This is a genomic window from Micromonospora sp. DT63, from assembly GCF_049841615.1.
In the GTDB taxonomy this organism is placed as follows: Bacteria; Actinomycetota; Actinomycetes; order Mycobacteriales; family Micromonosporaceae; genus Micromonospora.
Map to the genome: position 1 here is coordinate 660,906 of NZ_JBNCKQ010000002.1, position 23,001 is coordinate 683,906.

Annotated in this window: 20 protein-coding genes; 7 read left to right on the forward strand and 13 right to left on the reverse strand. The window is 74.1% G+C overall.

From position 1 onward, the window contains the following. Positions 1 to 12: 12 nt before the first annotated feature. Both ACLQ27_RS09910 and ACLQ27_RS09915 read right to left on the reverse strand, forming a co-directional pair. Positions 13 to 1,458: an MFS transporter gene (locus ACLQ27_RS09910; RefSeq protein ID WP_425866425.1), complete on the reverse strand. Its 1,446-nt coding sequence runs from the start codon at positions 1,456 to 1,458 to the stop codon at positions 13 to 15. 32 nt (positions 1,459 to 1,490) lie between these two features. Then, positions 1,491 to 1,805, reverse strand: coding sequence for an MGMT family protein (locus ACLQ27_RS09915; protein ID WP_357494563.1), 315 nt, complete (start codon positions 1,803 to 1,805; stop codon positions 1,491 to 1,493). Between the two features lie 13 nt (positions 1,806 to 1,818). On the opposite strand from ACLQ27_RS09915, the gene proB reads away from it, so the two are divergent. Together proB and ACLQ27_RS09925 are read left to right on the forward strand one after the other, a co-directional pair. After that, complete coding sequence (proB, locus tag ACLQ27_RS09920; RefSeq protein ID WP_357494565.1) at positions 1,819 to 2,976, forward strand: glutamate 5-kinase; 1,158 nt, start codon at positions 1,819 to 1,821, stop codon at positions 2,974 to 2,976. Between the two features lie 107 nt (positions 2,977 to 3,083). After that, positions 3,084 to 4,325 (forward strand): glutamate-5-semialdehyde dehydrogenase, encoded by a 1,242-nt coding sequence (locus tag ACLQ27_RS09925; protein WP_425866428.1) that lies wholly within the window; start codon positions 3,084 to 3,086, stop codon positions 4,323 to 4,325. 23 nt (positions 4,326 to 4,348) lie between these two features. Here the strand turns inward: ACLQ27_RS09925 and ACLQ27_RS09930 are convergent, their stop codons facing one another. From ACLQ27_RS09930 to ACLQ27_RS09955, 6 genes are all read right to left on the reverse strand, one after another. After that, positions 4,349 to 5,254, reverse strand: coding sequence for a prenyltransferase/squalene oxidase repeat-containing protein (locus ACLQ27_RS09930; protein ID WP_357494958.1), 906 nt, complete (start codon positions 5,252 to 5,254; stop codon positions 4,349 to 4,351). Positions 5,255 to 5,390: 136 nt separating this feature from the next. Then, positions 5,391 to 6,572 (reverse strand): adenylyltransferase/sulfurtransferase MoeZ, encoded by a 1,182-nt coding sequence (gene moeZ / locus ACLQ27_RS09935; protein ID WP_234590235.1) that lies wholly within the window; start codon positions 6,570 to 6,572, stop codon positions 5,391 to 5,393. 120 nt (positions 6,573 to 6,692) lie between these two features. Beyond that, positions 6,693 to 7,514 (reverse strand): DUF3152 domain-containing protein, encoded by an 822-nt coding sequence (locus tag ACLQ27_RS09940; RefSeq protein ID WP_234590233.1) that lies wholly within the window; start codon positions 7,512 to 7,514, stop codon positions 6,693 to 6,695. A 91-nt stretch (positions 7,515 to 7,605) separates the two neighbouring features. Then, positions 7,606 to 8,457, reverse strand: a complete 852-nt coding sequence (locus tag ACLQ27_RS09945; protein ID WP_357576018.1) for a DUF3152 domain-containing protein — start codon at positions 8,455 to 8,457, stop codon at positions 7,606 to 7,608. 5 nt (positions 8,458 to 8,462) lie between these two features. Further along, entirely contained in the window at positions 8,463 to 9,437 is a 975-nt protein-coding gene (locus ACLQ27_RS09950; protein WP_357494573.1) for an alpha/beta fold hydrolase, read from the reverse strand. Positions 9,438 to 9,460: 23 nt separating this feature from the next. Continuing rightward, positions 9,461 to 13,123 carry a hypothetical protein gene (locus ACLQ27_RS09955; RefSeq protein ID WP_425866431.1) on the reverse strand — a complete coding sequence of 1,221 codons (3,663 nt, stop codon included), beginning with the start codon at positions 13,121 to 13,123 and terminating at the stop codon, positions 9,461 to 9,463. Between the two features lie 147 nt (positions 13,124 to 13,270). Between ACLQ27_RS09955 and ACLQ27_RS09960 the strand changes: the two genes are divergently transcribed. Both ACLQ27_RS09960 and ACLQ27_RS09965 read left to right on the forward strand, forming a co-directional pair. Further along, the gene (locus tag ACLQ27_RS09960) at positions 13,271 to 13,909 is read left to right on the forward strand and encodes a TetR/AcrR family transcriptional regulator (RefSeq protein WP_039909051.1); all 639 of its coding nucleotides are present in this window, start codon (positions 13,271 to 13,273) and stop codon (positions 13,907 to 13,909) included. 62 nt (positions 13,910 to 13,971) lie between these two features. Then, positions 13,972 to 14,199, forward strand: coding sequence for a DUF3107 domain-containing protein (locus ACLQ27_RS09965; RefSeq protein WP_030329796.1), 228 nt, complete (start codon positions 13,972 to 13,974; stop codon positions 14,197 to 14,199). A gap of 76 nt (positions 14,200 to 14,275) precedes the next feature. Here the strand turns inward: ACLQ27_RS09965 and ACLQ27_RS09970 are convergent, their stop codons facing one another. Continuing rightward, the gene (locus ACLQ27_RS09970; protein ID WP_425866433.1) at positions 14,276 to 14,926 is read right to left on the reverse strand and encodes a ferritin-like fold-containing protein; all 651 of its coding nucleotides are present in this window, start codon (positions 14,924 to 14,926) and stop codon (positions 14,276 to 14,278) included. 317 nt (positions 14,927 to 15,243) lie between these two features. On the opposite strand from ACLQ27_RS09970, the gene ACLQ27_RS09975 reads away from it, so the two are divergent. Both ACLQ27_RS09975 and ACLQ27_RS09980 read left to right on the forward strand, forming a co-directional pair. Then, positions 15,244 to 16,932 carry a DEAD/DEAH box helicase gene (locus ACLQ27_RS09975; protein WP_357494577.1) on the forward strand — a complete coding sequence of 563 codons (1,689 nt, stop codon included), beginning with the start codon at positions 15,244 to 15,246 and terminating at the stop codon, positions 16,930 to 16,932. A gap of 90 nt (positions 16,933 to 17,022) precedes the next feature. Beyond that, on the forward strand, positions 17,023 to 18,177 hold the full coding sequence (locus tag ACLQ27_RS09980; protein WP_357576015.1) for a class I SAM-dependent methyltransferase: 1,155 nt from the start codon (positions 17,023 to 17,025) through the stop codon (positions 18,175 to 18,177). Between the two features lie 137 nt (positions 18,178 to 18,314). On the opposite strand, the gene ACLQ27_RS09985 is transcribed toward ACLQ27_RS09980, so the two are convergent. Further along, the gene (locus ACLQ27_RS09985) at positions 18,315 to 18,755 is read right to left on the reverse strand and encodes a hypothetical protein (protein ID WP_234591561.1); all 441 of its coding nucleotides are present in this window, start codon (positions 18,753 to 18,755) and stop codon (positions 18,315 to 18,317) included. A 240-nt stretch (positions 18,756 to 18,995) separates the two neighbouring features. Here ACLQ27_RS09985 and ACLQ27_RS09990 point away from each other — a divergent pair, with 240 nt between their 5' ends. After that, entirely contained in the window at positions 18,996 to 19,412 is a 417-nt protein-coding gene (locus tag ACLQ27_RS09990; RefSeq protein WP_357494581.1) for a helix-turn-helix domain-containing protein, read from the forward strand. A 125-nt stretch (positions 19,413 to 19,537) separates the two neighbouring features. Here the strand turns inward: ACLQ27_RS09990 and ACLQ27_RS09995 are convergent, their stop codons facing one another. The 3 genes from ACLQ27_RS09995 to ACLQ27_RS10005 all read right to left on the reverse strand — a co-directional run bounded on the left by ACLQ27_RS09995 (position 19,538) and on the right by ACLQ27_RS10005 (position 22,956). Continuing rightward, positions 19,538 to 20,470 (reverse strand): hypothetical protein, encoded by a 933-nt coding sequence (locus ACLQ27_RS09995; protein WP_425866436.1) that lies wholly within the window; start codon positions 20,468 to 20,470, stop codon positions 19,538 to 19,540. Then, positions 20,463 to 20,693 (reverse strand): heavy-metal-associated domain-containing protein, encoded by a 231-nt coding sequence (locus tag ACLQ27_RS10000; protein ID WP_234591564.1) that lies wholly within the window; start codon positions 20,691 to 20,693, stop codon positions 20,463 to 20,465. The genes ACLQ27_RS09995 and ACLQ27_RS10000 overlap by 8 nt, the downstream gene beginning before the upstream one ends. 133 nt (positions 20,694 to 20,826) lie before the next feature. Continuing rightward, complete coding sequence (locus ACLQ27_RS10005) at positions 20,827 to 22,956, reverse strand: RecQ family ATP-dependent DNA helicase (protein WP_357576013.1); 2,130 nt, start codon at positions 22,954 to 22,956, stop codon at positions 20,827 to 20,829. Positions 22,957 to 23,001: the final 45 nt, after the last annotated feature.

The following is a 23,001-nucleotide window of genomic DNA, read 5'->3' on the forward strand; positions in this document are numbered from 1 at the left end:
GTGCCTTTCTTGTCATCGTTCACCGCTTTCGTCCCCCACCACAACTCCATGATCGACGCGTCCGTGCGGCGTGACCGCGGCGAGGACCGTCGCGGTCAGGTCGTAGCGGCGCAGCAGGAGGAGGGGCGGGGCTATCAGTAGTGCTGGCAGGACTGTGAAGCCGAGCAGAACACCGAGCCTCGCGGTGTCGGACTGCGTCGCCGCCGTACCGGTGTCGGAGGAGACGTAGCCGGAGAGCTGGAGCACCAGCCCGTACACCCCGGGGCCGAGGGCCAGGCCGAGGGTCTCCCCGGCGGTCCACAGGCCGGTGAAGACGCCCGCCTGCCGGCGGCCGGTGCGCGCCGTGTCGTACGCGATGCAGTCCGGGAGCATGGCCAGCGCGAACACCTGCTGCCCGGCGTACCCGACGCCGAGGACCGCGACCACCAGGTAGACGACGACCGGGGGCAGCAGCGGGGCGGCGACCAGGGCGAGCGCGCCGGCGGCGAGGATCAGCCCGGCGGCGACCAGGGCGGCCCGCTTGCCCAACCGGGCGCCGACGCGGGACCAGAGCGGCATCACCAGCAACGCCGGCCCGACGAAGCAGGCGAAGAGGAGTGTCGGTCCGGTCTGCTCGTCGCGCAGGATCTGCCCGGCGAAGTAGTTGACCCCGGCGAGGATGGTCGCCACGCCGGCGGACTGCACCACGAAGCAGACCAGCAACGCCCGGAACGGTCGGTTGGCGGCGGCCACGGCGAGCTGGGCGCGCAGTGTCGGCTCGCTGGCGCCGACCACACCACCTGGCGCGGACCGGGTGCCGAGGAACGCGCCGAGGGCGCCGACGACGATGAGCGCCGCCACGAACAGGCCCATCCAGCGGTGCCCGGGCACGCCGTCGCCGCCGGCCCGCACGACCAGCGGTGCCACCGCGCCGGAGACCAGGATGGTCAGCGCCAGCACGGCGATCCGCCAGGTCATCAGCCGCGTGCGCTCGGCGTAGTCGTCGGTCATCTCGGCGGGCATCGCCACGTACGGCACCTGGAAGAAGGCGAACGCGGTCGCCGTGGCGAGGAAGGCGAGCGCCACGTACGCCGCGGCGGCCGGCCCGTTGCCGAACGGCGCGGCGAAGATGGCCGCGAAGAGCACGGCGAGCGCGAGACCGGCGATGAGCAGGTACGGCCGGCGTGCGCCCCAGCGCGAGCGGGTGCGGTCGGAGATCCGCCCGGCGACCGGGTTGACCAGCACGTCCCACGCCTTGGGCAGTAGGACCAGCAGGGCGGCGAGCCCGGCGACCACGCCGAGCGTGTCGGTCAGGTACGGCAGCAACAGCAGACCGGGCACCGTGCCGAACGCGCCGGTGGCCAGCGAGCCGAGCGCGTATCCGGCGTGCACCGGGCGGGGCAGCGGACCCGCGACGGAAGGGCCGGCGGCGAACTGGCCGACAGCGGGCGGGCCGGCGACACCCGGCGGCTGGCTCATGGGGCCGAATGTTACTCACGTTATGGCGCGCGTCACATCCCCTCCTCCGGCGACCAGCCCGCCGCCGTGATGTCCACGCCCTCGCCGCGCAACGGCGCCCCCTCGGCCCGCAGCCGGGCCCGCGCCTCCCGCTCGTGCCCCGGCGGCAGCCGCCCGGACGAGGTCACCACCCGGTGCCAGGGCACCGAGCTGCCGTGCCGGGCCATGATGGAGCCCACCAGGCGCGCGGAGGCACGACCCGAGCGCTCGGCCAGGGCGTCGGCGACCGCCCCGTACGACATCACCCGACCCTCCGGGATCCGCTCCACGAGGTCCAGCACCGCCTCGACGTACTCGTCAGGAGTCACAATCGGCCACCATATGGGAACGCCGCCGGGCGACGCGGGCGTGACCACGCAGAATGGGCGGGTGCGCGACGCAGTCACGGCCGCCCGACGGGTCGTCGTCAAGATCGGATCCTCCTCGTTGACCACCGCCACCGGCGGCCTGGCCGACGAGCGGGTCGACGCGCTGGTCGACACCCTGGGCCGACTCGCCGCCGAGGGACGCGAGGTCGTGCTGGTCTCCTCGGGCGCGATCGCCGCCGGCCTCGCCCCGCTCGGGTTGATCCGACGTCCGCGCGACCTGGCCACCCAGCAGGCCGCCGCCAGCGTCGGCCAGGGCCTCCTGATCGGCCGGTACGCGGCCAGCTTCGCCCGGCACGGCCGCACCGTCGGGCAGGTGCTGCTCACCGTCGACGACGTGACCCGGCGGGCGCACTACCGCAACGCGTACCGCACGCTGCGCAAACTGCTCGACCTGCACGCGGTGCCGATCGTCAACGAGAACGACACGGTGGCCACCGAGGAGATCCGATTCGGCGACAACGACCGGCTGGCCGCCCTGGTGGCCGCCCTCGTCCACGCCGACCTGCTGGTGCTCCTCTCCGACGTGGACGCGCTCTGGACTGGCGACCCGGCCCGCCCGCAGTCGACCCGCATCCCGGAGGTCCGCAGCGACGAGGACCTCGCCGGGATCACCATCGGCGGCGCCGGCCGGTCCGGGGTCGGCACCGGCGGCATGGTGACAAAGGTCGAGGCGGCCCGGATCGCCACCGGCTTCGGCATCCCCGTGGTGCTCACCGCCGCCGACCTGGCCGCACCGGCGCTGGCCGGCGAGCCCGTCGGCACGCTGTTCCACCCGCAGCGGCAGCGCCCGACGGCCCGGCTGTTCTGGCTGGCCCACGCCACCTCGCCCCGAGGGCGGCTGCACCTGGACCCGGGCGCGGTGGCCGCCGTCGTCGGGCGACGCAAGTCGCTGCTGCCCGCCGGCATCACCGCCGTGGACGGCACATTCACCGCTGGCGACCCCGTGGACCTGGTCGACACCGCAGGCGCACCTGTCGCCCGTGGCCTGGTCAACTACGACGCGGTGGAGCTGCCCGGGCTGCTCGGCCGCTCCACCTCCGAACTCGCCGCGGCGCTCGGCCCGGCGTACGAACGGGAGGTCGTCCACCGTGACGACCTCGTGCTGCTGTAAGCCAACCGCCCAGCTGAGGAGTAGTCGATGAGTGAGCGCCAGCGAATGAATCATCAGCTCAGGGCGTCGGTGCCGCAGGACGGCGCGGAGCGAAGAGGAGTGCCGGCATGAGCGTCGTCGAGCAGGCGCGACGGGCGCGGGACGCCGCCGCCGACCTGGCCGTGGCCACCCGTACGGTCAAGGACGCCGCGCTGGTCGCGATGGCGGACGCGCTGGTGGCGCGTACACCGGAGATCCTGAGCGCGAACGAGACGGACCTGGCGGCCGGCCGCGAAGCCGGGCTGAGCGCGGCCGTGCTGGACCGGCTCGCCCTCGACGCAAGCCGGGTGGCAGGCATCGCCGACGCGCTGCGCCAGATGGCCGCGCTGCCCGACCCGGTCGGCGAGGTGGTCCGCGGTTCGACCCTGCCCAACGGCCTGGAGCTACGCCAGATCCGGGTGCCGTTCGGGGTGGTCGGCATCATCTACGAGGCACGCCCGAACGTGACAGTGGACGCCGCCGGGATCTGCCTCAAGTCCGGCAACGCGGCGCTGCTGCGCGGGTCGTCCTCGGCCGCGCACTCCAACGCCGCGCTGGTCGCGGTGCTGCGCGACGCGATCACCGGGGCCGGCCTGCCGGCCGACGCGGTGCAGCTGCTCGACGCCAGCTCCCGCGACTCGGTCAAGGAGCTGATGCGCGCCCGGGGGCTCGTCGACGTGCTCATCCCGCGCGGCGGCGCGTCGCTGATCCGCACCGTGGTCGAGGAGTCGACAGTGCCGGTGATCGAGACCGGGGTGGGCAACTGCCACGTCTACGTCGACGCCGCCGCGGACGTGGCGAAGGCCGTAGCGGTGACGCTGAACGCCAAGACGCAGCGCCTGTCCACCTGCAACACCGCCGAGTCGCTGCTGGTGCACGCCGACGTGGCCGACGCGTTCCTGCCGCCGATGCTGGCCGCGTTCGCCGAGGCGGGGGTGACCGTGCACGGCTCCCCCGAGGTGGCCGCGCACTCGGCCGCGGTGGTCCCGGCGACCGAGGAGGACTTCGCCACCGAATACCTGTCGGCCGACATCTCGGTCGCCGTGGTCGAGTCGCTGGACGCTGCGGTCGCGCACATCCGCCGCTTCGGCACCGGGCACACCGAGGCGATCCTCACCGACTCGGCGAGCGCCGCCCGCGACTTCGTCGCCCGGGTCGACGCGGCGGCGGTCATGGTGAACGCCTCGACCCGGTTCACCGACGGGGGCGAGTTCGGGTTCGGCGCGGAGATCGGCATCTCGACGCAGAAGCTGCACGCAAGGGGTCCGATGGGTCTGCCCGAGCTGACCAGCACCAAGTACGTCGTCACCGGGGACGGGCACCTGCGCTAGGGCCTGTTTCAGCCAGGGCCGTGTCAGCCCGGCTGCGCGGTGGCTCCGGCCGCCGCGGGCCGGGCGGCCCGGATCGCGGACAGCGTCGCGTGCACGTCGAACTGGTGACCGTCGTCGCTCTCCCAGCCACCGTCGCTGCGCTGGGTCTCGGCGAGCCGCCGCAGGGCCCGCACCATGATCCAGTCGCGGAGGTCGATGCCGACCCGGCGCAGCGTGGCCCCCAACCAGGCCACGTCGCCCGGCGACATCGTGGGCATCCGTTCGGCGAGCACCACCTGGATCCGCGCCGACTCCTGGAACATCTCCTGGCGGTGCAGCACGGCGGCACTCAGCCAGCCGGCGGCGAGGAACGACGGCCAACTCCCGTCCGGGCGCAACCGCGCGACGATCGACTGGGCCGCCGCCTGCACCACCCCGGCGTACGCCCCGCCGACCCGGTGATCGAGCGGACCCGAGGCGCGGGCGTCCAGGCCGGCGACGGTCAGCCAGAAGCCGGCGTTGGCGGTGAGGAAGAGTTTGGCCTCCGGATCGCCGGGGCGGGCCCACTCGGGGGCCGAGCCGGTCAGCGACAGGTCCTCGTCCCAGCCGCCGTCCGCCTGCTGCCGGGACGCCAACCAGTCCAGCGCCCGGCGGGCGGCGGGACGGCCGAGCGCGCCCAGATCGTCCAGCTCGGCGAGCCGGAAACAGGTGGCGTCGACCGAGGCGACCTCGCCACCCCAGCTCGCCGGCCAGCCCCCGTCGGGCGACTGACCGACCTCGGCCACCTCCAACAGCTCCGGCGGCACCTGCGTGCCGTTGCGCAGCCAGGAGAGGCGGGCGCGTTCCACCGCGTCCCCATGCGCCACGACGAACCCGATCGCGGCTTCCAAGTCGACCACGGCGGAGACGCTACCTGCGCAGACACGATCCCGCCTCGGGGAATCGGCCAGCTGGAAATGGCTGCGTCGCTCCGGTCGCAGCGCCACGCGGAGCCACTTGCGTCGATTTACCGTCCGCGGGCTGCGTACGGCGCCACAGCGGGCCGGCGCCGGGGCGGCGCTGTGTGGCGTCGCCCCGGCGGGCCGGTCAGTACGCGGGCAGTGACGGGTCGATCTGCTTGATCCACGACAGCACGCCGCCCTGCACGTGGACGGCGTCGCGGAACCCGGCCGCCTTGAGCGCGGCGAGCGCCTCCGCCGAGCGGACGCCCGACTTGCAGTGCAGGACGATCTGCTTGTCCTGCGGGAGCTTCGCCAGCGCCTCGCCGGAGATGATGTCGCCCTTGGGGATCAGGGTCGCCCCCGGGATCCGCACGATCTCGTACTCGGCCGGCTCCCGCACGTCGACGAGGAAGATGTCCTTGCCGGCGTCCTGCCACTCCTTGAGCTCCAGGGCGGTGATGGTCGAGTCGAGCGTCGCCTCCTGGGCCTCCTCGGAGACCGCGCCGCAGAAGTCCTCGTAGTCTTCCAGCAGGTCGGTGACGGTCGGGTTCTCGCCGCAGAGCACGCAGTTCGGGTCCTTCCGGACCTTGATCTTGCGATACTCCATCTCCAGGGCGTCGTAGACCATCAGGCGGCCGACCAGCGGCTCACCGATGCCGGTGAGCAGCTTGATGGCCTCGTTCACCTGGATCGAGCCGATCGACGCGCAGAGCACGCCGAGCACGCCTCCCTCGGCGCAGGACGGGACCATGCCGGGCGGCGGCGGCTCCGGGTAGAGGCACCGGTAGCAGGGGCCGTGCTCCGCCCAGAACACCGACGCCTGGCCGTCGAAGCGGTAGATCGAGCCCCAGACGTACGGCTTGCCGAGCAGCACCGCCGCGTCGTTGACCATGTACCGGGTGGCGAAGTTGTCGGTGCCGTCGACGATCAGGTCGTACTGGGCGAAGATCTCGCGGACGTTCTCGCGGTCCAACGCGGTGTTGTGGATCTCCACGTTGACCAGCGGGTTGATCTCGCGGATCGACGCGGCGGCGGACTCGGCCTTGGACCGGCCGACGTCGGACACGCCGTGGATGACCTGGCGCTGAAGGTTGGACTCGTCGACGGTGTCGAAGTCGATGATGCCGAGGGTGCCGACCCCCGCCGCGGCGAGGTACAGCAGGGCGGGCGAGCCGAGGCCACCGGCGCCGACACAGAGCACCCGGGCGTTCTTCAGCCGCTTCTGCCCGGCCACCCCGACATCCGGGATGATCAGGTGGCGCGAGTAGCGGCGGATCTCGTCAACTGTCAGCTCGGCGGCGGGCTCGACGAGCGGGGGCAACGACACGGTGGACTCCCCGGGATCGGCGGTGTGAACCGCGCCATTGTTGCTCGCCCGGGCCGCACTCGGCCATGAGGGAGGACACGTGGCCCGCGATGCGGGAGGGGAATAACTCGCGCCGGTCGGTCAGGGGACCATGTCGCCGGCGTAGCGACGGCCGTCGAGGTAGGGCCAGGCGTTGGCCACGCAGCCCTTCAGCCCGTACGTCTGCTGCTGCATCACCGGAGCGGGCTCCCCCGGACCGGGACATGCCTCGTGCTCCTCGCCGAACTCGTGGCCGACCTCGTGGTTGATGACGTACGTGCGGTATGTCTCCAGCGGGGCCCCGTAGTCGGGCACCGCCTCCTGCCAGCGGGCCAGGTTGATGATGACCTGACCGGGCAGCCGGCACGAGGTGTAGCGCTCGGTGGTCAACCCGCCCTCGGCGCACATCCGCTCGGACGTGACCGGGGTGGCGAGATAAATGGTGAAGTCGGCCTGGTCGACGTCGGCCACCCGCTGCACCCGCAGCTCGCGGGAGGCGATCCAGCTGCGCGGGTCGGCCAGCACCTCGTCCACCCGCGTGGCGAACGCGTCGGCGTCCTGGCCGCTGCCCCGTTCGACAACCACCCGGTAGCGGCGCAGCGGTCCGTCCGTACCGTGTACTGACGTCCCCCCGTCGGCGACGGTGAACCGTCCCGCGCCGACCGACGGGTAGGCGCTGGGCACCGGGTGGACCTCCCCGCCGCCCAGCCCCATCCCCTGGGTCGGGGCGGGCGGTACGTCGGCCGGCGGCTCGTCGCCCCGCGTCGCGGTCACACCGACGGCGGTGGCGGTGGCGGCCACGAGCAGGCCGAGCAGCAGGCTGCGGCGTCGGCGGCGGCGCATGCGCACGAGCGTGGGACGCGCGTCCTCGTACGCGGACCGGTCAGGCGGCTCGGGCGGGCCGTAAGGGGACGACGGCGTCATGGCGTCCAGCCTGCCAGATTATTCGGGCAATTCTCCGCTTTTGGCTTCTATTGCCGCAATAGGTCTTCTGGGGGGTGGCGGACCGGATGGGTCAGAGAGCCGGGCCGGCGTAACGCCGACCGTCGACGTACGGCCACGGGTTGACCCGGCACCCGTTGAGAAAGAGCGTCTGCTGCATCATCACCGGCGCCGGACGCCCCGCGCCCGGGCAACGCTCGTGCCGGTGCCCGAGCTGGTGACCCACCTCGTGGTTGACCACGTACGTCCGGTAGACCGCCAACGGCACGCCCGCCGACACGAAGTGCGGCACCGACAACCGCCACCGATCCAGGTTGATGATCACCTGGCCGGGCGCGCGGCAGGAGGTGTACGGCCGCCCGCCGATCCGGATGTCCACGCCACCCTCGGAACACATCCGGCCCGCCGTTCGGGCGGTCGCCAGGTAGACGGTGAAGTCCCGGGGAGCGGTCCCCGGCACCTGCTGCAACCGCAGCCGGCCGCTGTCGACCCAGCTGCCCGGCCCGGCGAGCGCCACCTCGACGGCCTGAGCGAACGCGGCGATGTCCTCGTTGCTGCCCGACTCGACAGCCACCCGGTAGCGGCGCAGCTCGCCCGAGCGGCCCAGCACCGGGCCGGTGCGGTCGTCGTGGCCGAACCGGCCGGTGCCCGCGGTCGGCACCGCGCCGGGCATCCGCAGGACGGGCGACGGGCTCGGCGACGGACTCGGCGACGCAGCGGTTGCGGTTGCGGTCGGCGACGGATAGGCCGACGGCGGCAACGGCCCGGCCACCAGCGGCGGCCCGATCTCGTCGGCGGTCAGCCGATCCGGTGGCACGCCCGGACCCTCGGCGATCACGGTCACCGCCGCGCCGACCGCCAGCACCAACGCCACCAACTGGGCGATCAGTGCGAGGCGACGGCGGCGACGAGCGGACCTGAACATCCCGGTCAGCCTGCCAGATCGGACGGCCGGGCGGCGTCCTCCGTTTCGGCGAGCAGGCCGACCACCGCCCGGGCGACCAGCCGGGGAACCTCCAGCTGCGCCACGTGACCGACGCCGTCGAGCATCAGCAGGCGGCTGTCCGGAATGACCCGGGCGGTCTGGGGTGCGACGCGAACGTCGACCAGCCTGTCCTGCCGGCCGCCCACCACAAGCGTCGGCGCGCGCACCGCCCCGGCGAGCCGCCACAGCGAGCCCGCCCCCGGCAGGTACGCCCGCAGGAAGGACGAGACCAGCCCCCGGAACGTCCGGACGTACGCGGCCGCATAGTGCGCCGCCTCGTACCGCACCCGGATCTCCTCCAACGCCTCGGCCCGGCGCTGATCGCAGATCCGGCTGAGGTCGGCGACGCACGCCTGGAGCACCTGCTCGGCCATCACCTCGGGCGCGAGCTGGGTGAGATGCCGGGCGACCAGGCGCTCACCGCCGGGAATGGCCAGCACCGGCAACATCCGGCCCTGCAACGACCGCCGGAAGTCCAGAAACGGCAACGCCGGAGAGATCAGGGTGAGGGTGCGCACCAGGTCCGGCCGAAGCCCCGCCACCTGGACCGAGACCGCGCCGCCCAGCGAGTTGCCGAACAGGTGCACCGGCCCCCGACCGGAGTGCTCGATCCACCGGATGACCAGGTCGGCGAAAGCCGAAATCGTGTACCGCCGGCCCGGCTCGCTGCGGCCGAACCCGGGCAGGTCGATGGCCTGGCCGTCCAGCCGGTCGGCGAGCAGCCCGGCCAGGTCGGTCCAGTTCTGCGACGAGCCGCCCAGCCCGTGCACGTACAACGCCGGTTCCGCGTCGACGGTCGTCGCCGGAGTGTCCCGCACATAGGTGGCGACGCCGTCGAGGCGGACCTCCCGGCCCGGCCACGGCGGCGGTACACCCACCTCGGGGAGGAGATGGTCCGGCCAGAGGGAGGCGCGCTTCATCCTCCCAGTCTGCCTCGGACCACTCAGGACAGCAGCGCCTCCAGCCGACGGTTGACCGCCGCCAGCGTCGCCCGGACCACCGCCTGGCGCGGATCGCCGGCCACCAGCGCCGAACCGGCGAGCTGCTCGACCCAGCCCTCGCAGACCAGCAGCACCACCACCGTGGCCACCTCGCAGTTGCCGAACGGCACCACCGCCGCGTGCTCGACGAAGCAGCGGCCACGCTCGGCGTTCTCGGCCCCGCGCAGCAACTCGTCCACGGCGGCGGCCGCGGCCACCGCGCAGAGACGCAGCACGTAACCGTCCACCGCCGGCCCGGTCGCGTACCCGGCCGCGCTGTCGTCGCCGGCCAGCAGCCGCACCTCCACGTTGGCGTCCAGACCGAAGGTGCTGACCTGCACGTGGTCGATCACCACGCGTGGCCCCGGCACGCCGCCGGTGTCCAGAGGCCGGGAGGGCGCCGACTCCGTCGTGGTCACCTGACCGCCGGAGTACGACGTACCGACCGTCGCCGGGCTGCCGGTGGCTCCGCCGGTGGGCGCGGCCGAGACCGATCCGGGTTCCTCGACCGTGGCGCGGCCCCGGTGCGGGGCGCCCGCCCGCCGTCGACGCGCGGCGTCCGGCCCGACCCACTGCTCCGGGCCCGTCGGCGTGGCCTCGGCCCGACCACCCGAGGACCGAGCGACCGAGGACGTCTCGGCGGTACGGGGTTCCGCGCCGGTGTCGCGCGGCTCGGCGGGCCGTGCCTCGACAGATCGCGGTTCGACGGGACGCGGCTCGGCAGCTCGTCGATCGGTGGCGCGCGACTCGGCCGGCCGCGGCTCGGCTGCGCGACGGCGGACCGGCGGGGCTGGCGTGGTGGGCAGGCCGGGCACGTTCTGCGGGGCGGCGGCCAGCCCCATCCGTTCCTGGAGCAGCCGGGCCACCTGTCGACTCACCTCGGCCGGATCCGCACCGTCGGCCAGGTCCAGTCGGAGGCTGTGCGCGCCGGCCGGCGTACGACGCAGGGCGGCGTCCCGAACGCCGGCCACCTCCCGCACCGCGTCCAGGATGGCGTTGACGTCGAACCCCTCGGGACGTTCCCGCAACGGAGCGGGCTCGTCGTCGCGGCGCAGGTGGGTGGCGATGCGAGCGAGTTCGGGGGTTTCGGCGGGTGGCTCCACGGCTGGCGGCTCCGGCACAACGGGCACGTCCGGTTCCGCGGGGACGCGCTGCGGCAGCACCGCCGACGTGTCGGGCCGTCGCCCGCCGTCGGCGGGCTCGACCGGCGACGCCGGGTCGGGGGCGGATCGGCGAGCCGCGTAGGGAGGGGCGGACGCGGGTGACGGCCGGTCGTGACGTCCGGGGCCGCCGGTGGCGGAGGCCGGACCGGCACCGGCCGAGGGCGGGGGGCCGGCGAGGGAAGGACCGGTCGCCGGCGGGGCGGCAGCGGCCGGCTCGGCGGGCGACGGCGCGGGCGGCTCGGGGGTCGCCGGTCGGAGTCGGAACGGCCCGGTCGGCCGGACCGGGCCCGTCGACTCGCCCGCGTCGCTCGCCCGGGGAGCGGCCGCCGGCCGGGTGGCCGGCCAGGAGGGACGCTCGGCCGGAGTTGCCGGGATGCGTCCCTCGGACCAGTCGGGTCGCTCGGCCGCCACGGGTGTCGGCGATCCACCGGCCCAGGAGGGCCGCTCGGTCACCGGACGGACCGGTGCCGCAGGTGGCGGCGCGTCGGTCACCGTCGGCGGCGGGCCGGCGGGCGCCGGCGGCGGATCGGCCGGCACGGGCGGATCGACGGGCGCCGGGCCCGCCCAGGACGGGCGCGTGCTCGCCGGTGCGCCGACGGGCGTCGGATCGCCGGCCCAGGACGGGCGCGACGGCGGGACGCTTGTCGGCGTCGGGTCCGGGCCGCCGGCCCAGGAGGGGCGGGGCGGCGGCGGTGGGAGCGGCGATGCGGGGCCGGCCCAGGACGGGCGCGACGGCGGGGCACTGGCCGGCGTCGGGTCCGAACCGCCGGCCCAGGAGGCGTGGTCAGCGGCCGGCGGGCCACTCGTCGGCTCGGCACGGGCGGCGGCACCGCCCGACGCGGACCCCCCGGCCCACGATGGACGCTCGACGGCCGGCGGGCCACTCGTGGGGGCGGACCCCCCAGCCCAGGAGGGACGGTCAACGGCCGGCGGACCACTGGTCGGCTCGGTACGGACGGCGTCGCCCGATGCGGACCCCCCGGCCCACGACGGACGCTCGACGGCCGGCGGCCCACTCGTGGGAGCGGGGCCACCGGACCAGGACGGGCGGTCGACGGCGGGCGACGCGGTGCGCGGGGGCACGGGAGGGCCGCTGGTCGGGGTGGGGTCGGTGCCGGCCGCGCGAGGCGACGGGTCGGCCGCCGCGCTGACCGGGGCCGGCGCGGCCCAGGACGGACGGTCGGCGGGAAGCCCGCTGGTCGGCTCGGGCGCCGGCCCACCGGCCCAGGAGGGCCGCTCGGTCGGCTCGGGCCGGGAGACGGCCGGCGGCACGGTGGTCGGAATCGGGGCCGGCCGCTCACCCGCCCAGGACGGGCGCGTGGGCGTGCCGGGGTCGGCGTCCGCCTCGGCCCGGGGCGCGTCCCGGGTGACGTCGTACGCGCGGGGCGGCTCGGCCGGCCCCGGCTCGTATGGCCGGGTCGGCTCCGCGCGCACCGGCTCGTACGGCTGGTGGGGCTCGGCGACCCAGCCCGGCGCGGACTCGTCCCGCGCCGGTCGGCCGGCCGACTCGCCGTCCTGGCGGGACCAGGGCGGTGCCCACCCACTGCCCCAGCTCGGGCGGTTCCAGCTGGGCCCGGACCAGTCCGGCTCGATGGAGGGCGACTCACCCGCCCGGTGCGTGTCCCCGCTGGGGCGCTCCGGTTCCGCGTCGTCGCCGCGCCCGGAGGCACGCCCCGACTCGGCCGACGCCTCGGCCGGGGGCGGGGCCTGCCAACCACGCGGAACGGCAGGTTGATCGTCGACGGCGGGCCGTTCGCCGGTGGGCGCGCGCAGACCGGGCGGCACCTCGAAACCCGAGGCGGCCGTGCCGACGGGCGGCACCTGGATGGAGGCCGGCGCCGTGCTGGGCAGACCGGGGTCGGCCCAGCGGACGCCGCGCGGCGCGGCAGGGTCGGTGGTGGAGTGCCGGGCCGGGCCGGTGTCGGCCTCTGCCGTTCCCTGCTCCCCGACCGGCGCGGGACGCTGGGCGGGCACCACCAGCCGGCCTCCGCCCACGTCGGGCCGGTCGTCGGCGGCCCGCCCGGGCGGCGCGCTCACCGGTGTCTGGCGGCCCGATGGGGCCCCGCCGCCGAGGTGCGCGACGCCGTTGATCTCCGCATCGCCGTGGCGGGCGCCGTTGGTCTCGCTGTCGCCGCTGCTGTCGCTGTCGATCTCGGCCTCGTCGTGGTGGACACCGTTGGTGTGGTGACCGTTGACCCGGGCGGGGCGCTCGGGGTCACCGGTCAGCCCGGGCAGAGGCGCCGGCAGGTCGCCGTGCCTCGTGGAGGAGGCACGCCAACCGGACGCGGGGGGCCGCTGCCACGGTGGTGCCTGCTCCCCGGCCGCCTCGCGCTCGGCAGACGGGGACCACCCGCCCGTCGAGGGCGCCCACCCGCTGCCGGAGCGGCCCGGGTCGTCGTGCTGACCCGTTCCGTCACCGTGCTCTCCCGGGGTGGCGGCTCCGGGTTGCCCTGTTTCACTCACCGCGCGCTCCTTGGTCGCCCTCGCTGAGGCTACCGTGTGGGGAGAGTGGCGATAAGTTACAGCGGCGGGCCATTTCCACGACGCGGTCGAGGGCCGCCCCGGTCTGGGGGGAAAATGCCGGCCCGTACGGAGAACTCGGAGGATCCCATGACCGCTGTGGGGAACGGCGCACAAACCGCTGGCAGGCCCACCCGCCTGCCCCGCTCCGCGCGCCGTAAGCAGCTGCTCGCGGCGGCGCAGGAGGTATTCGTCGCCCAGGGCTACCACGCCGCGGCGATGGACGACATCGCCGAGCGGGCCGGGGTTTCCAAGCCGGTGCTCTACCAACACTTCCCGGGAAAGATGGACCTCTACCTGGCCCTGTTGGACACGCACTGTGACGCCATCGTCGCTCAGGTGCACGAGGCGATGCGCGGCACCAGCGACAACAAGGAGCGGGTCAGCGCGTCGGTGCGCGCGTACTTCGACTTCGTCGATCACGAGAGCGAGGCGTTCCGCCTCGTCTTCGAATCGGACCTGCGCAACGACCCGGCGGTGCGGCAGCGGGTGGAGCGGGTCGAGCAGGGCTGCATCGCGGCGATCACCGACACCATCATCTCCGACACCGGCGTGAGCCGGTCGCACGCCGAGCTGCTCGCCTCCGGGCTGGTCGGCGCGGCGGAGACCGCCGCGCAGTTCTGGCTGGCCGGTGGCCGGCAGGTGCCGAAGGCGGAGGCCGAGGCTCTGGTGGCGGCGTTGTCCTGGCGGGGCATCGCGAGCTTCCCGCTGCAAGGTGAGTCAGCCTGACCGTCGACCCCGTGATCGGATAGCCTTCGCAGGGCGGTTATCGCCCCAGTTGAGGAGGCACAGTGGAGGTCAAGATCGGCGTGCAGTACGCGCCGCGCGAGCTGGTTCTGGACAGCGCGCAGTCGCCGGCCGAGATCGAGCAGATCGTGACCGACGCCTTCGCCGGCAACGGCGGCACGCTCTCCCTGACCGACGAGAAGGGCCGGCGGGTCATCGTTCCGGTCGAGAAGGTCGCCTACGTCGAGATCGCCGAGGCGTCCCCGCGAGCGGTCGGTTTCACCGTTCGCTGACCGGTCCGGCCGTCGCGGCAGGTCGGCGTTTGCAGGCCACCTGCCGCGGGCCGGTGCCGCACCCGACGGGTGACGGTCAGTTGTTCAGTCCGGCGACCGCCATCCGCGCGGTGTGGGCGTCGGTGAGCCTGGAGAACAATCCCGGCACGTCGACCCGGTCGCCCCGCGCGATCAGCGCGGTGAGTGCGGCCCGTTCGGCGGCGACGTGGCCGGCCTGCGACAACGCCTCGCCGACCAGCCGCCGGGCCCACATGGAGAGCCGACCGGCAACCCGGGGATCGGCGGCGACGGCCACCCGGATCTCGGCGACGGCGAACTCCGCGTACCGGGAGTCGTGCAGCACGTCCAGCACCAGCGCCCGGTCGGGCTCGTCCAGCGCGTCGGCGATCTCCCGGAGGAAGTCGTCGGTGATCGCGTCCCCCACGTACGCCTTGGTGACCACCTCCGCCCAGTCCCGCGGCTCGGTGGAGTCGTGGTACGCCTGCAACGGCCGCACGTACGGCGTCATCGCCTCCTCCGGCGGCGCACCCAGCGCGGTGAGCCGGTCGGCGAGCCGGCGGTAGTTGCCGATCTCGGCCGCGGCCATCTGGCTCAGCGCGGCGCGTCGATGCAGGTCGGGGGCGAGTCGCGCGTCGCCGGCCATGCGTTCGAAGGCGAGCAGCTCACCGAAGGCGACCAGGCCCAGCAGGTCGGCGACGGCGGGACCGGGGGTGGTCGGCGCGGACACGAGCGCAGGCTACCGTGCGGGGCCGGCGCCGGGTGGCCCGTGCGGGGCACGAACGAGCACCCGAGCAAGTGTGGTGCAGGTCACATTCGACCGCCCCGCGTGGCGGCTGGCCGACCGGGAATCGGGACGTGAGCTTGCCTGTTCAGGTAGCATAGAGCAGTTGCCGTGGGCGCCGATCTGATCGAAGCTCAGCCCGCGGCGCGCGTGCGGCCCGGTCCGGCTCGGCATTCTGCCGCCGACCGTGTGGCCCGCGTCATACCGAACGCGCCCTGAGGACGAGACGGGGCGCACCCACGAGAGGGCACCCCCACATCCACATGAGCGAGCTGACTCAAGATCTGATGGACGGCCAGGAACTGGCCCCCACCGCCCCGGTCCGACCCGAGGCTCCCACCTTCGCGGCCCTCGGCGCCCGCGAGGAAACCGTCGAGGCGCTGGCCGCCGCCGGCATCACCCGCGCGTTCGCCATCCAGGAGTACGCGATCCCGATCGCGCTGCGCGGCGTCGACCTGATCGGCCAGGCACCCACCGGCACCGGCAAGACCCTCGGCTTCGGCGTACCGCTGCTGGAGCGGGTCTTCGCACCGAGCGAGGGCAGCGACGGCGTCCCCCAGGCGCTGGTCGTCGTCCCCACCCGTGAGCTGGGCATCCAGGTCGCCAAGGATCTGGCCGCCGCCGGCCGGACGCGCGGCGTCCGGGTGCTGCCGATCTACGGTGGCGTGGCGTACGAGCCGCAGATCGACGCGCTGCGCAAGGGCGTCGAGATCCTGGTCGGCACCCCGGGCCGACTGATGGACCTGCAGAAGCAGAAGCACCTCCGCCTGGACCGGGTGCACGCGCTCGTCCTCGACGAGGCAGACCGGATGCTCGACCTGGGCTTCCTCGACGACGTCGAGAAGATCCTGGCGATGCTTCCGGAGGACCGGCAGACGATGCTGTTCTCGGCGACCATGCCGGACCCGATCGTCACCCTGTCCCGGCGGTTCCTGCGCCAGCCGATGACGATCCACGCCGGGCACACCGCCGAGACCGGGCCGTCGCCGCAGACCCAGCAGCTGGTCTACCGCACCCACTCGATGAACAAGGTCGAGGTGGTGGCGCGCATCCTCCAGGCCGAGGGGCGCGGGCTGACCATGATCTTCACCCGCACCAAGCGGGCCGCCGACCGGGTCGCCGAGGATCTCGACTTCCGCGGGTTCGCCGTCGCCGCGGTGCACGGTGACCTCGGCCAGGGCGCCCGTGAGCGGGCGCTGCGGGCGTTCCGCGCCGGCAAGATCGACATCCTGGTCGCCACCGACGTGGCGGCCCGTGGACTCGACGTCACAGGCGTCACCCACGTGATCAACTACGACTGCCCGGAAGACCAGGACACCTACACCCACCGCATCGGCCGTACCGGCCGGGCCGGGGCGACCGGCGTCGCGGTGACCTTCGTCGACTGGGACGACATGCCCCGCTGGCGGATCATCGACAAGACCCTCGGTCTGGAGATGCCCGAGCCGCCGGAGACGTACCACACGTCGCCGCACCTCTACACCGACCTGCACATCTCCACCGAGGTCAGCGGCACTCTGCCCACTGCCGAGCGCACCCGGGCCGGGCTGTCCGCCGAGATCGAAGAGGACCTGGGTGGGACGACCCGCTCCCGCCGGGGCGACAGCGGCGGCCGGGGCCCGCGACGCGGTGAGAGCCGCGGCGACGGCCGGGGTGAGCGCCGTGGCCGCGGCGACGGCCGCCGGGACCGCACCGACGCCGGCACGCCGGCTGCCGAGGCACCCACTGACACCGCCGGCGACGAAGCCGGTCGCACCCCGCGTCGCCGGCGTCGCCGCCGTGCAGGCGAGACGGTTGCGGGCGAGCCGACCGCGGTGATCTCGGCCGAGGCGGCACCGGCAGAGCCGGCCGCCGCCGCCGTCGAGGGCGAGGCATCGAAGCCGCGCCGCCGCCGGCGCCGCCGTGGTGGCGGTTCCGGCGCGGGTACGCCGGCCGAGGCGACCGCGGACTGACGCAGCGAGATTCACCCGACATCCCCCGGCACCGCCTCAGCGCGGTACGGGGGATGTCGCCTTCCCACCCCACCTGCCGAAGATGGAACGATGCCGGAACCACTGGATGCCGCCCTGACCGAGGTTCGTGCACTGCTGCTCGACCCCGCGCTGACCCGTGCGGTGGCCGCCGGGCGCCGTCGGGGACACCGACCCACTGTCGTGCGGGCCGAACTGCGTCCGGTGACGCTCAAGGCCGGCCCGCGGTTGCAGATCGCCACGTCCGACGGCGCGCGCCCGCACACCCGCAACGTCGCCCCCGGTCCCGAGGCCGCCGTAGCGGTCGACGAACTCCTGGCCGAGCCCTTCGGCAACTGGCACGTGGAGACGGCCGACGCGACCCTCCAACTGCGGGTGACCAAGTCCGGTGAGGCGCAGGTGCACCGGGCCGCGGCGACGCGACCGGCGGCGACGCCGAGTGGCAACGACCGGGCCAAGGAGTACCTGCTCGACCCGGGCGACCCGATCTTCGCGGAGATCGGCGGCTCGGCGGCCAAGCGCCGCCAGGTCGACGCGTTCCTGCGCGCCCTGGCCGCGACCCTGCCCGCCGATCTGACCGGCCCGCTGCGGGTGGTCGATCTGGGCTGTGGCAACGCCTACCTGACCTTCGCCGCGTACCGCTACCTCGCCAACCGTGGTCTCGACGTCGAGCTGATCGGCGTGGACGTCCGGGAGGACCAGCGACGACGTAACACCGAGCTGGCGCAACGACTGGGCTGGGCCGACAAGGTCAGCTTCGTCGCGGGCACGATCGCCGAGGCGGTTGTCGACCCCGCCCCGGATCTGGTGCTGGCGCTGCACGCCTGCGACACCGCCACCGACGAGGCGCTGGCCCGCGCGGTGCGCTGGGAGGCCCGCTGGGTGCTCGCCGCGCCGTGCTGTCACCACGACCTGGCCAAGCAGCTACGCGCCCAGCCGACCCCCGCACCGTACGAGCTGCTGACCCGGCAGGGCATCCTGCGCGAACGCTTCGCCGACGTGCTCACCGATGCGCTGCGCGCGGGGCTGTTGCGGGTGCACGGGTACCGGGCCGAGGTGGTCGAGTTCGTCGACTCCCAGCACACGCCCCGCAACCTGCTGATCCGAGCCCGTCGTAGCGGCAGCGGCGACCCCCGAGCGGCGGAGTACCGCGAACTCGTCGACCAGTGGCGGGTCACACCCCGGCTGGAGACCCTGCTCGCCGCCGACGAACCGCCCGCCGTCTAGGGGACCCGACGCCTGACCGGCGGTACGCCGACACAGTCACCGCCGCGCCGGCGCCTGCGGTCGCCGCCGGTCCGGTCTCAGCGTCGGCGACCGCCGTTGCCGCGATCTCAGCGTCGGCGGTCGCCGTTGACCCGGTCTCAGCGTCGGCGGTCGCCGTTGCCGCGATCTCGCCCACCGGAGCGGTCGAAGACCGACACCCGGTCCCCGCTGTGGCGCAGGGCCGAGCGGTCGTCCTCACCGGCGCTGCTCGGGAAGGGCACCACCTTTCCCGAACTCTCGGCGTTGCCGGCGGCCGTGAACGCGTTCCAGGAGATGTCGACGAGCAGCTTCTTCGTCTCGGCGTGCCGGATGGCGGCGTTGCGTTGCAGCGCCATCCGGGCACCCAGCACCACCGCGGCCAGCGTGGTGGTGATCGCGCCGGTCGCGGCCAGCACGTCGAGACCGGTCGCCGCGTTGGTGCGGAGCACCAGGACCAGCAGCCAGATCCAGAACCCGGCGGCGAAGACGCCGGCCTTGGCGACGAAGAAGAGGCTCACCGCACCGGGCTGGTACGGCAGCGGACGGCTCGATTCGGCCATGGTGCTCCTCGGCGGTGGTCCGGGCGATCGGCGGCACGCGCGCATGCGCCGTGCCGGGACGGGCACCGAGCTTAGTGGAAGAGCGACGATGATCGCTGGGTGCCGGCACGAATACTGCCCGACGCGGAGTCTCATCGGTGGGACAGTTTGTGCGGTCAGTCAGTGGTTTCCGGTCCCGGGCGTACTACGCTCGGAAGGCGCATCTTCCCAGTGCTCGGCCGGGAGGGAAAGACATACCGGATGGGTTCCGCAGACGTGTCACCGCAGATGGCGTTCGCCCGCTTCGTCCGGCGTGCCATCGACGACGCTCGCGACGAGCGCGGATGGACAGTGACCGATCTTGCCTCGCACACGGGCGTGGGCCGTTCCACCGTGTTCCGTTGGCTCGCCGGTGACTGGCAGGATTACCCCGAGTTGGCCAAGGTGCGCGGCTTCTGCGCCGCACTGGATCTGCCGGTGGCTGCCGCGTTCCGCGCGCTCGGGCTGCCGGACGCGGGGTCGGCGCCGCGGCGCCGCAGCGATGACGGCCCGGTCGAGGCCGACGTCCGGGCCATCCTCGATCGCCTGGCCGATCCCACCGTCCCAGCCGAGGAGAAGCACCACATCCGCGACCTCCTCCGCTACCTGGCCCGCCGCCCAACCCGCCGAGCCGGCTAACCCCAACCCCAACCCCAACCACGGGTTGATCATGAAGTTATTGCCGCGACACGCCGGCGCGAGTGGCAATAACTTCATGATCAACCACGTGAGGTGGGGGGCCGTGCGGGGGCGGGGCCGGGGGGTCAGGGGACCGTTACGGTGAACTCGGCGGTGTGGACCTTGTCGGCTACCTGGAAGTCGAGGTAGAGGCGGTAACGGCCCGGGCCCGGGGTGGTCAGCCAGAACTTCACCTGGCCGTCGGCCAGCTCCGGTTCGGGGTGCACGTGCAGGTAGCCCAGGTCGCCCTCGCGCAGCGCCACCAGGTGACCGTACGCCCCGAGGTAGCGCTCCAGCACCGCGTCGCCGTTCGTGCCGTCGATCCGGAAGGTCAGCGGCACCGTGACACCGACCTGCGGGCTGCCCTGGTAGGCGACGGTGAACCCGTCCACAGTCGTCGAGGTCGCCGGGGCGGGCAGCGGACGCGGCTCGTACGTGCCCGGCACGACCAGGTCCACGCCGAGGGTCAGCGCGCTCTGGCCGCCGTTGTCGGCAACCACGGTGAAGTCGGCATACGCCCGCCAGACGCCGGGCTGCGCGAGGGTCACCGGCACCGTCCAGGTGCCGTCCGCCGCCATGGTCGGGTGCAGATGCTGGTAGCCCGTCAGGTCCCGACGGACCACGATGAGGTGCATCGGCTTGTCGTGCACGACGGCGAAGCGGGTGACCGGGCGGCGTTGCACGTCGCGCACCTGAAAGCGCAACTGCCCGGGGCGGCCGGCCGGAAACTCGGTGGCCAGCGGGACGAGCGTGTATCCGGCCGAGCTGACCGACAGACCGCCGGGCTCGGCGGCCGCGCCCTGGTCCGCGCCGGTCATGGACCCGTGGTCGTGGGCCCCGGTGCCCGGCGGGTGGGTGTGGTCGGCGGTCAGCGCCGCGGGGCTGCCGCCGCCGGTGGTGGCGGTGCCGTTCATGCGACCGAGGCCGAACCCGAGCAGCACGGCGAGCACCAGCCCGCCGACCACGAGCGCCAGCCGGACCGTGCTCCGGTCCGGCGCGGCGGGGGCCTGCTCAGGCACCGCCAGCGTCCAGCACGTAACCGGCCTCGTCGACGGCCGCCCGCACCGACTCGTCGGGCAGCGGGCTGTCGCTGGTCACCGTGGCGGTGCCGGAGGCCAGGTCGACCTGGACCTGCCGCACACCGGGCAGCGCCGACAGCTCGTCGGTGACCGCACGCACGCAGTGCTCGCAGGTCATGCCGGTGACGGCGTACGCGCGGGTCACGTGCTGCTGATCGGTCATGCCGCCACCGTACCGCCGCGCCCGGCCAGCCCTGGCCGACGCCGGGGCGGCGTGGCGACCGTCGCAATCCGCGCGACCCGGGAACTTTCCGCCCCGCAGCCGTCCACGGACCTCCGCGATCGCGAACGGCGGCTCAGCCGGCCACGGCCAGAGCGAGCGGGAGCACGTCGGGAGCACCGGCCCGCCGCAGCGCGCGGGTCACCATGGTCATCGTCCAACCGGAGTCGACCAGGTCGTCGACGAGCAGCACCGGCCCCTCCAGCGCGGCCAGGGCGTCGGCCAGGTCGGCCGGCACGGCGAAGGCGTCGTGCAGGGCGCGTACCCGCTGAGCGCTGTTGCCACGCGGCCCGCCGGGGCCGTCCGGACCGGTCGGGGTGACCGCGCCGAGCAGTGGCAGCCGGCCCACGGCGGCGATCCGCTCGGCCAGCGAGCCGACCAGCCGGGGCCGCCGGCGGGAGCCCACCGCGACCACGCCCACCGGGCGGCGGGGCCACGGGTCGTCGCCGTGCGCCCACGCCTTGAGCACCTCGACCACAGCGCCGGCGACGTCGTCGGGCACCGGCACGTCGGGCGCCTCCGGGCCGACCAACTCCCGCAGCCGGCCACCCCAGCCCAGGTCGGAGAGGCGCCCGACGGCACGGCCGGGCAGCGCCTGCTCCGCGGGGGCGATCCGGCCCTTGAGCGGTACGCCCACCGCGTCCAGCCCGGTCGGCCAGAGCTTCTTCGGGGCGATCTCCACGCCGGGGCGACCCAGGAAGGTCTGCGCTGCGGCGAGCGCCGCCGTCGACACGTCGGCGGCGAAGAGCGGGTCAGCGCACCTGTCGCACCGGCCGCAGTCGGTCGCCTCGGTGTCGTCCAGGCGTTCCCGTAGATACCGCATTCGGCAGTCGGACGTGGTCGCGTACTCCCGCATGGCCTGTTGCTCGACGGTGCGCGCCTCGGCGACGCGGCGCAACCGGGCCTCGTCATAGACCCACGGCTCGCCGGTGGCGAGCCAGCCACCGCGCACCCGACGGACCGCGCCGTCCACGTCGAGGACCTTGAGCATCAACTCCAGGCGGGCCCGGCGCAGGTCGACGAGGGGTTCGAGGGCCTGGGTGGAGAGCGGACGGTCGGTGTGCAGGGCGGCCAGCACGGCCCGGACCTGCTGGTCGGGCGGGAACGCCAACGAGGCGAAGTACCGCCAGATCGCGGCGTCCTCGACGCCGGGCAGCAGCAGCACCTCGGCGTGCTCGACGGCGCGGCCGGCGCGGCCGACCTGCTGGTAGTACGCGATCGGCGAGGGTGGTGCGCCGAGGTGAACGACGAAGCCCAGGTCGGGCTTGTCGAAGCCCATGCCGAGGGCGCTGGTGGCGACCAACGCCTTGATCTTGTTGTCGAGCAGGTCCTGTTCGGCGGCCCGCCGGTCGGCGTCGTCGGACTGCCCGCTGTACGAGGCGACCGGATAGCCCCGGGAGCGCAGGAACTCGGCCGTCTCCCCCGCTGCCGCGACGGTGAGCGTGTAGACGATGCCGGACCCGGGCAGCTCGTCCAGGTGGTCGGCGAGCCAGGCCAGCCGGTGCGACGGGCTGGGCAGATCGAGGACGCCGAGCCGCAGCGACTCGCGGTCCAGCGTGCCGCGCAGGACGAGCGCGTCACCCAACTGCTCGGCCACGTCCTGGGTGACCCGGGCGTTGGCGGTGGCGGTGGTGGCCAGCACGGGCGTGCGCTCCGGCAGGTTGGCGAGGAAGGTGCGCAGCCGCCGGTAGTCCGGCCGGAAGTCGTGCCCCCAGTCGGAGACGCAGTGCGCCTCGTCGACCACCAGCAGCCCGGTGGTCGCGGCCAGCTTCGGCAGCACGCCGTCGCGGAAGTCCGGGTTGTTGAGCCGCTCCGGGCTGATCAACAGCACATCCACGGCACCGGCCTGGATCTCGGCGGTGATCTCGTCCCACTCGTCGAGGTTGGCCGAGTTGATCGTGCGAGCCCGGATGCCGGCCCGCGCGGCGGCCTCCACCTGGTTGCGCATGAGCGCCAGCAGCGGCGACACGATGACGGTGGGGCCGGCCTGGTCGCCCTGCCCACTGTCGCGCAGCAGGGCGGTGGCCACGAAGTAGACGGCGGACTTGCCCCAACCGGTGCGCTGCACGCAGAGCACCCGCCGCCGGTCGACGACCAACGCCTCGATGGCCCGCCACTGATCCTCGCGCAGTCGGGCGTGCTCACCGGCCAGCCGGCGCAGCACCGCCTCGGCCCGCTCCCGTACCGCCGCCCGTTCGTCGCCCATCCGGCATTTCTACCAGCGCCGTCCGTCAGAACCCCGGGCCGCGCG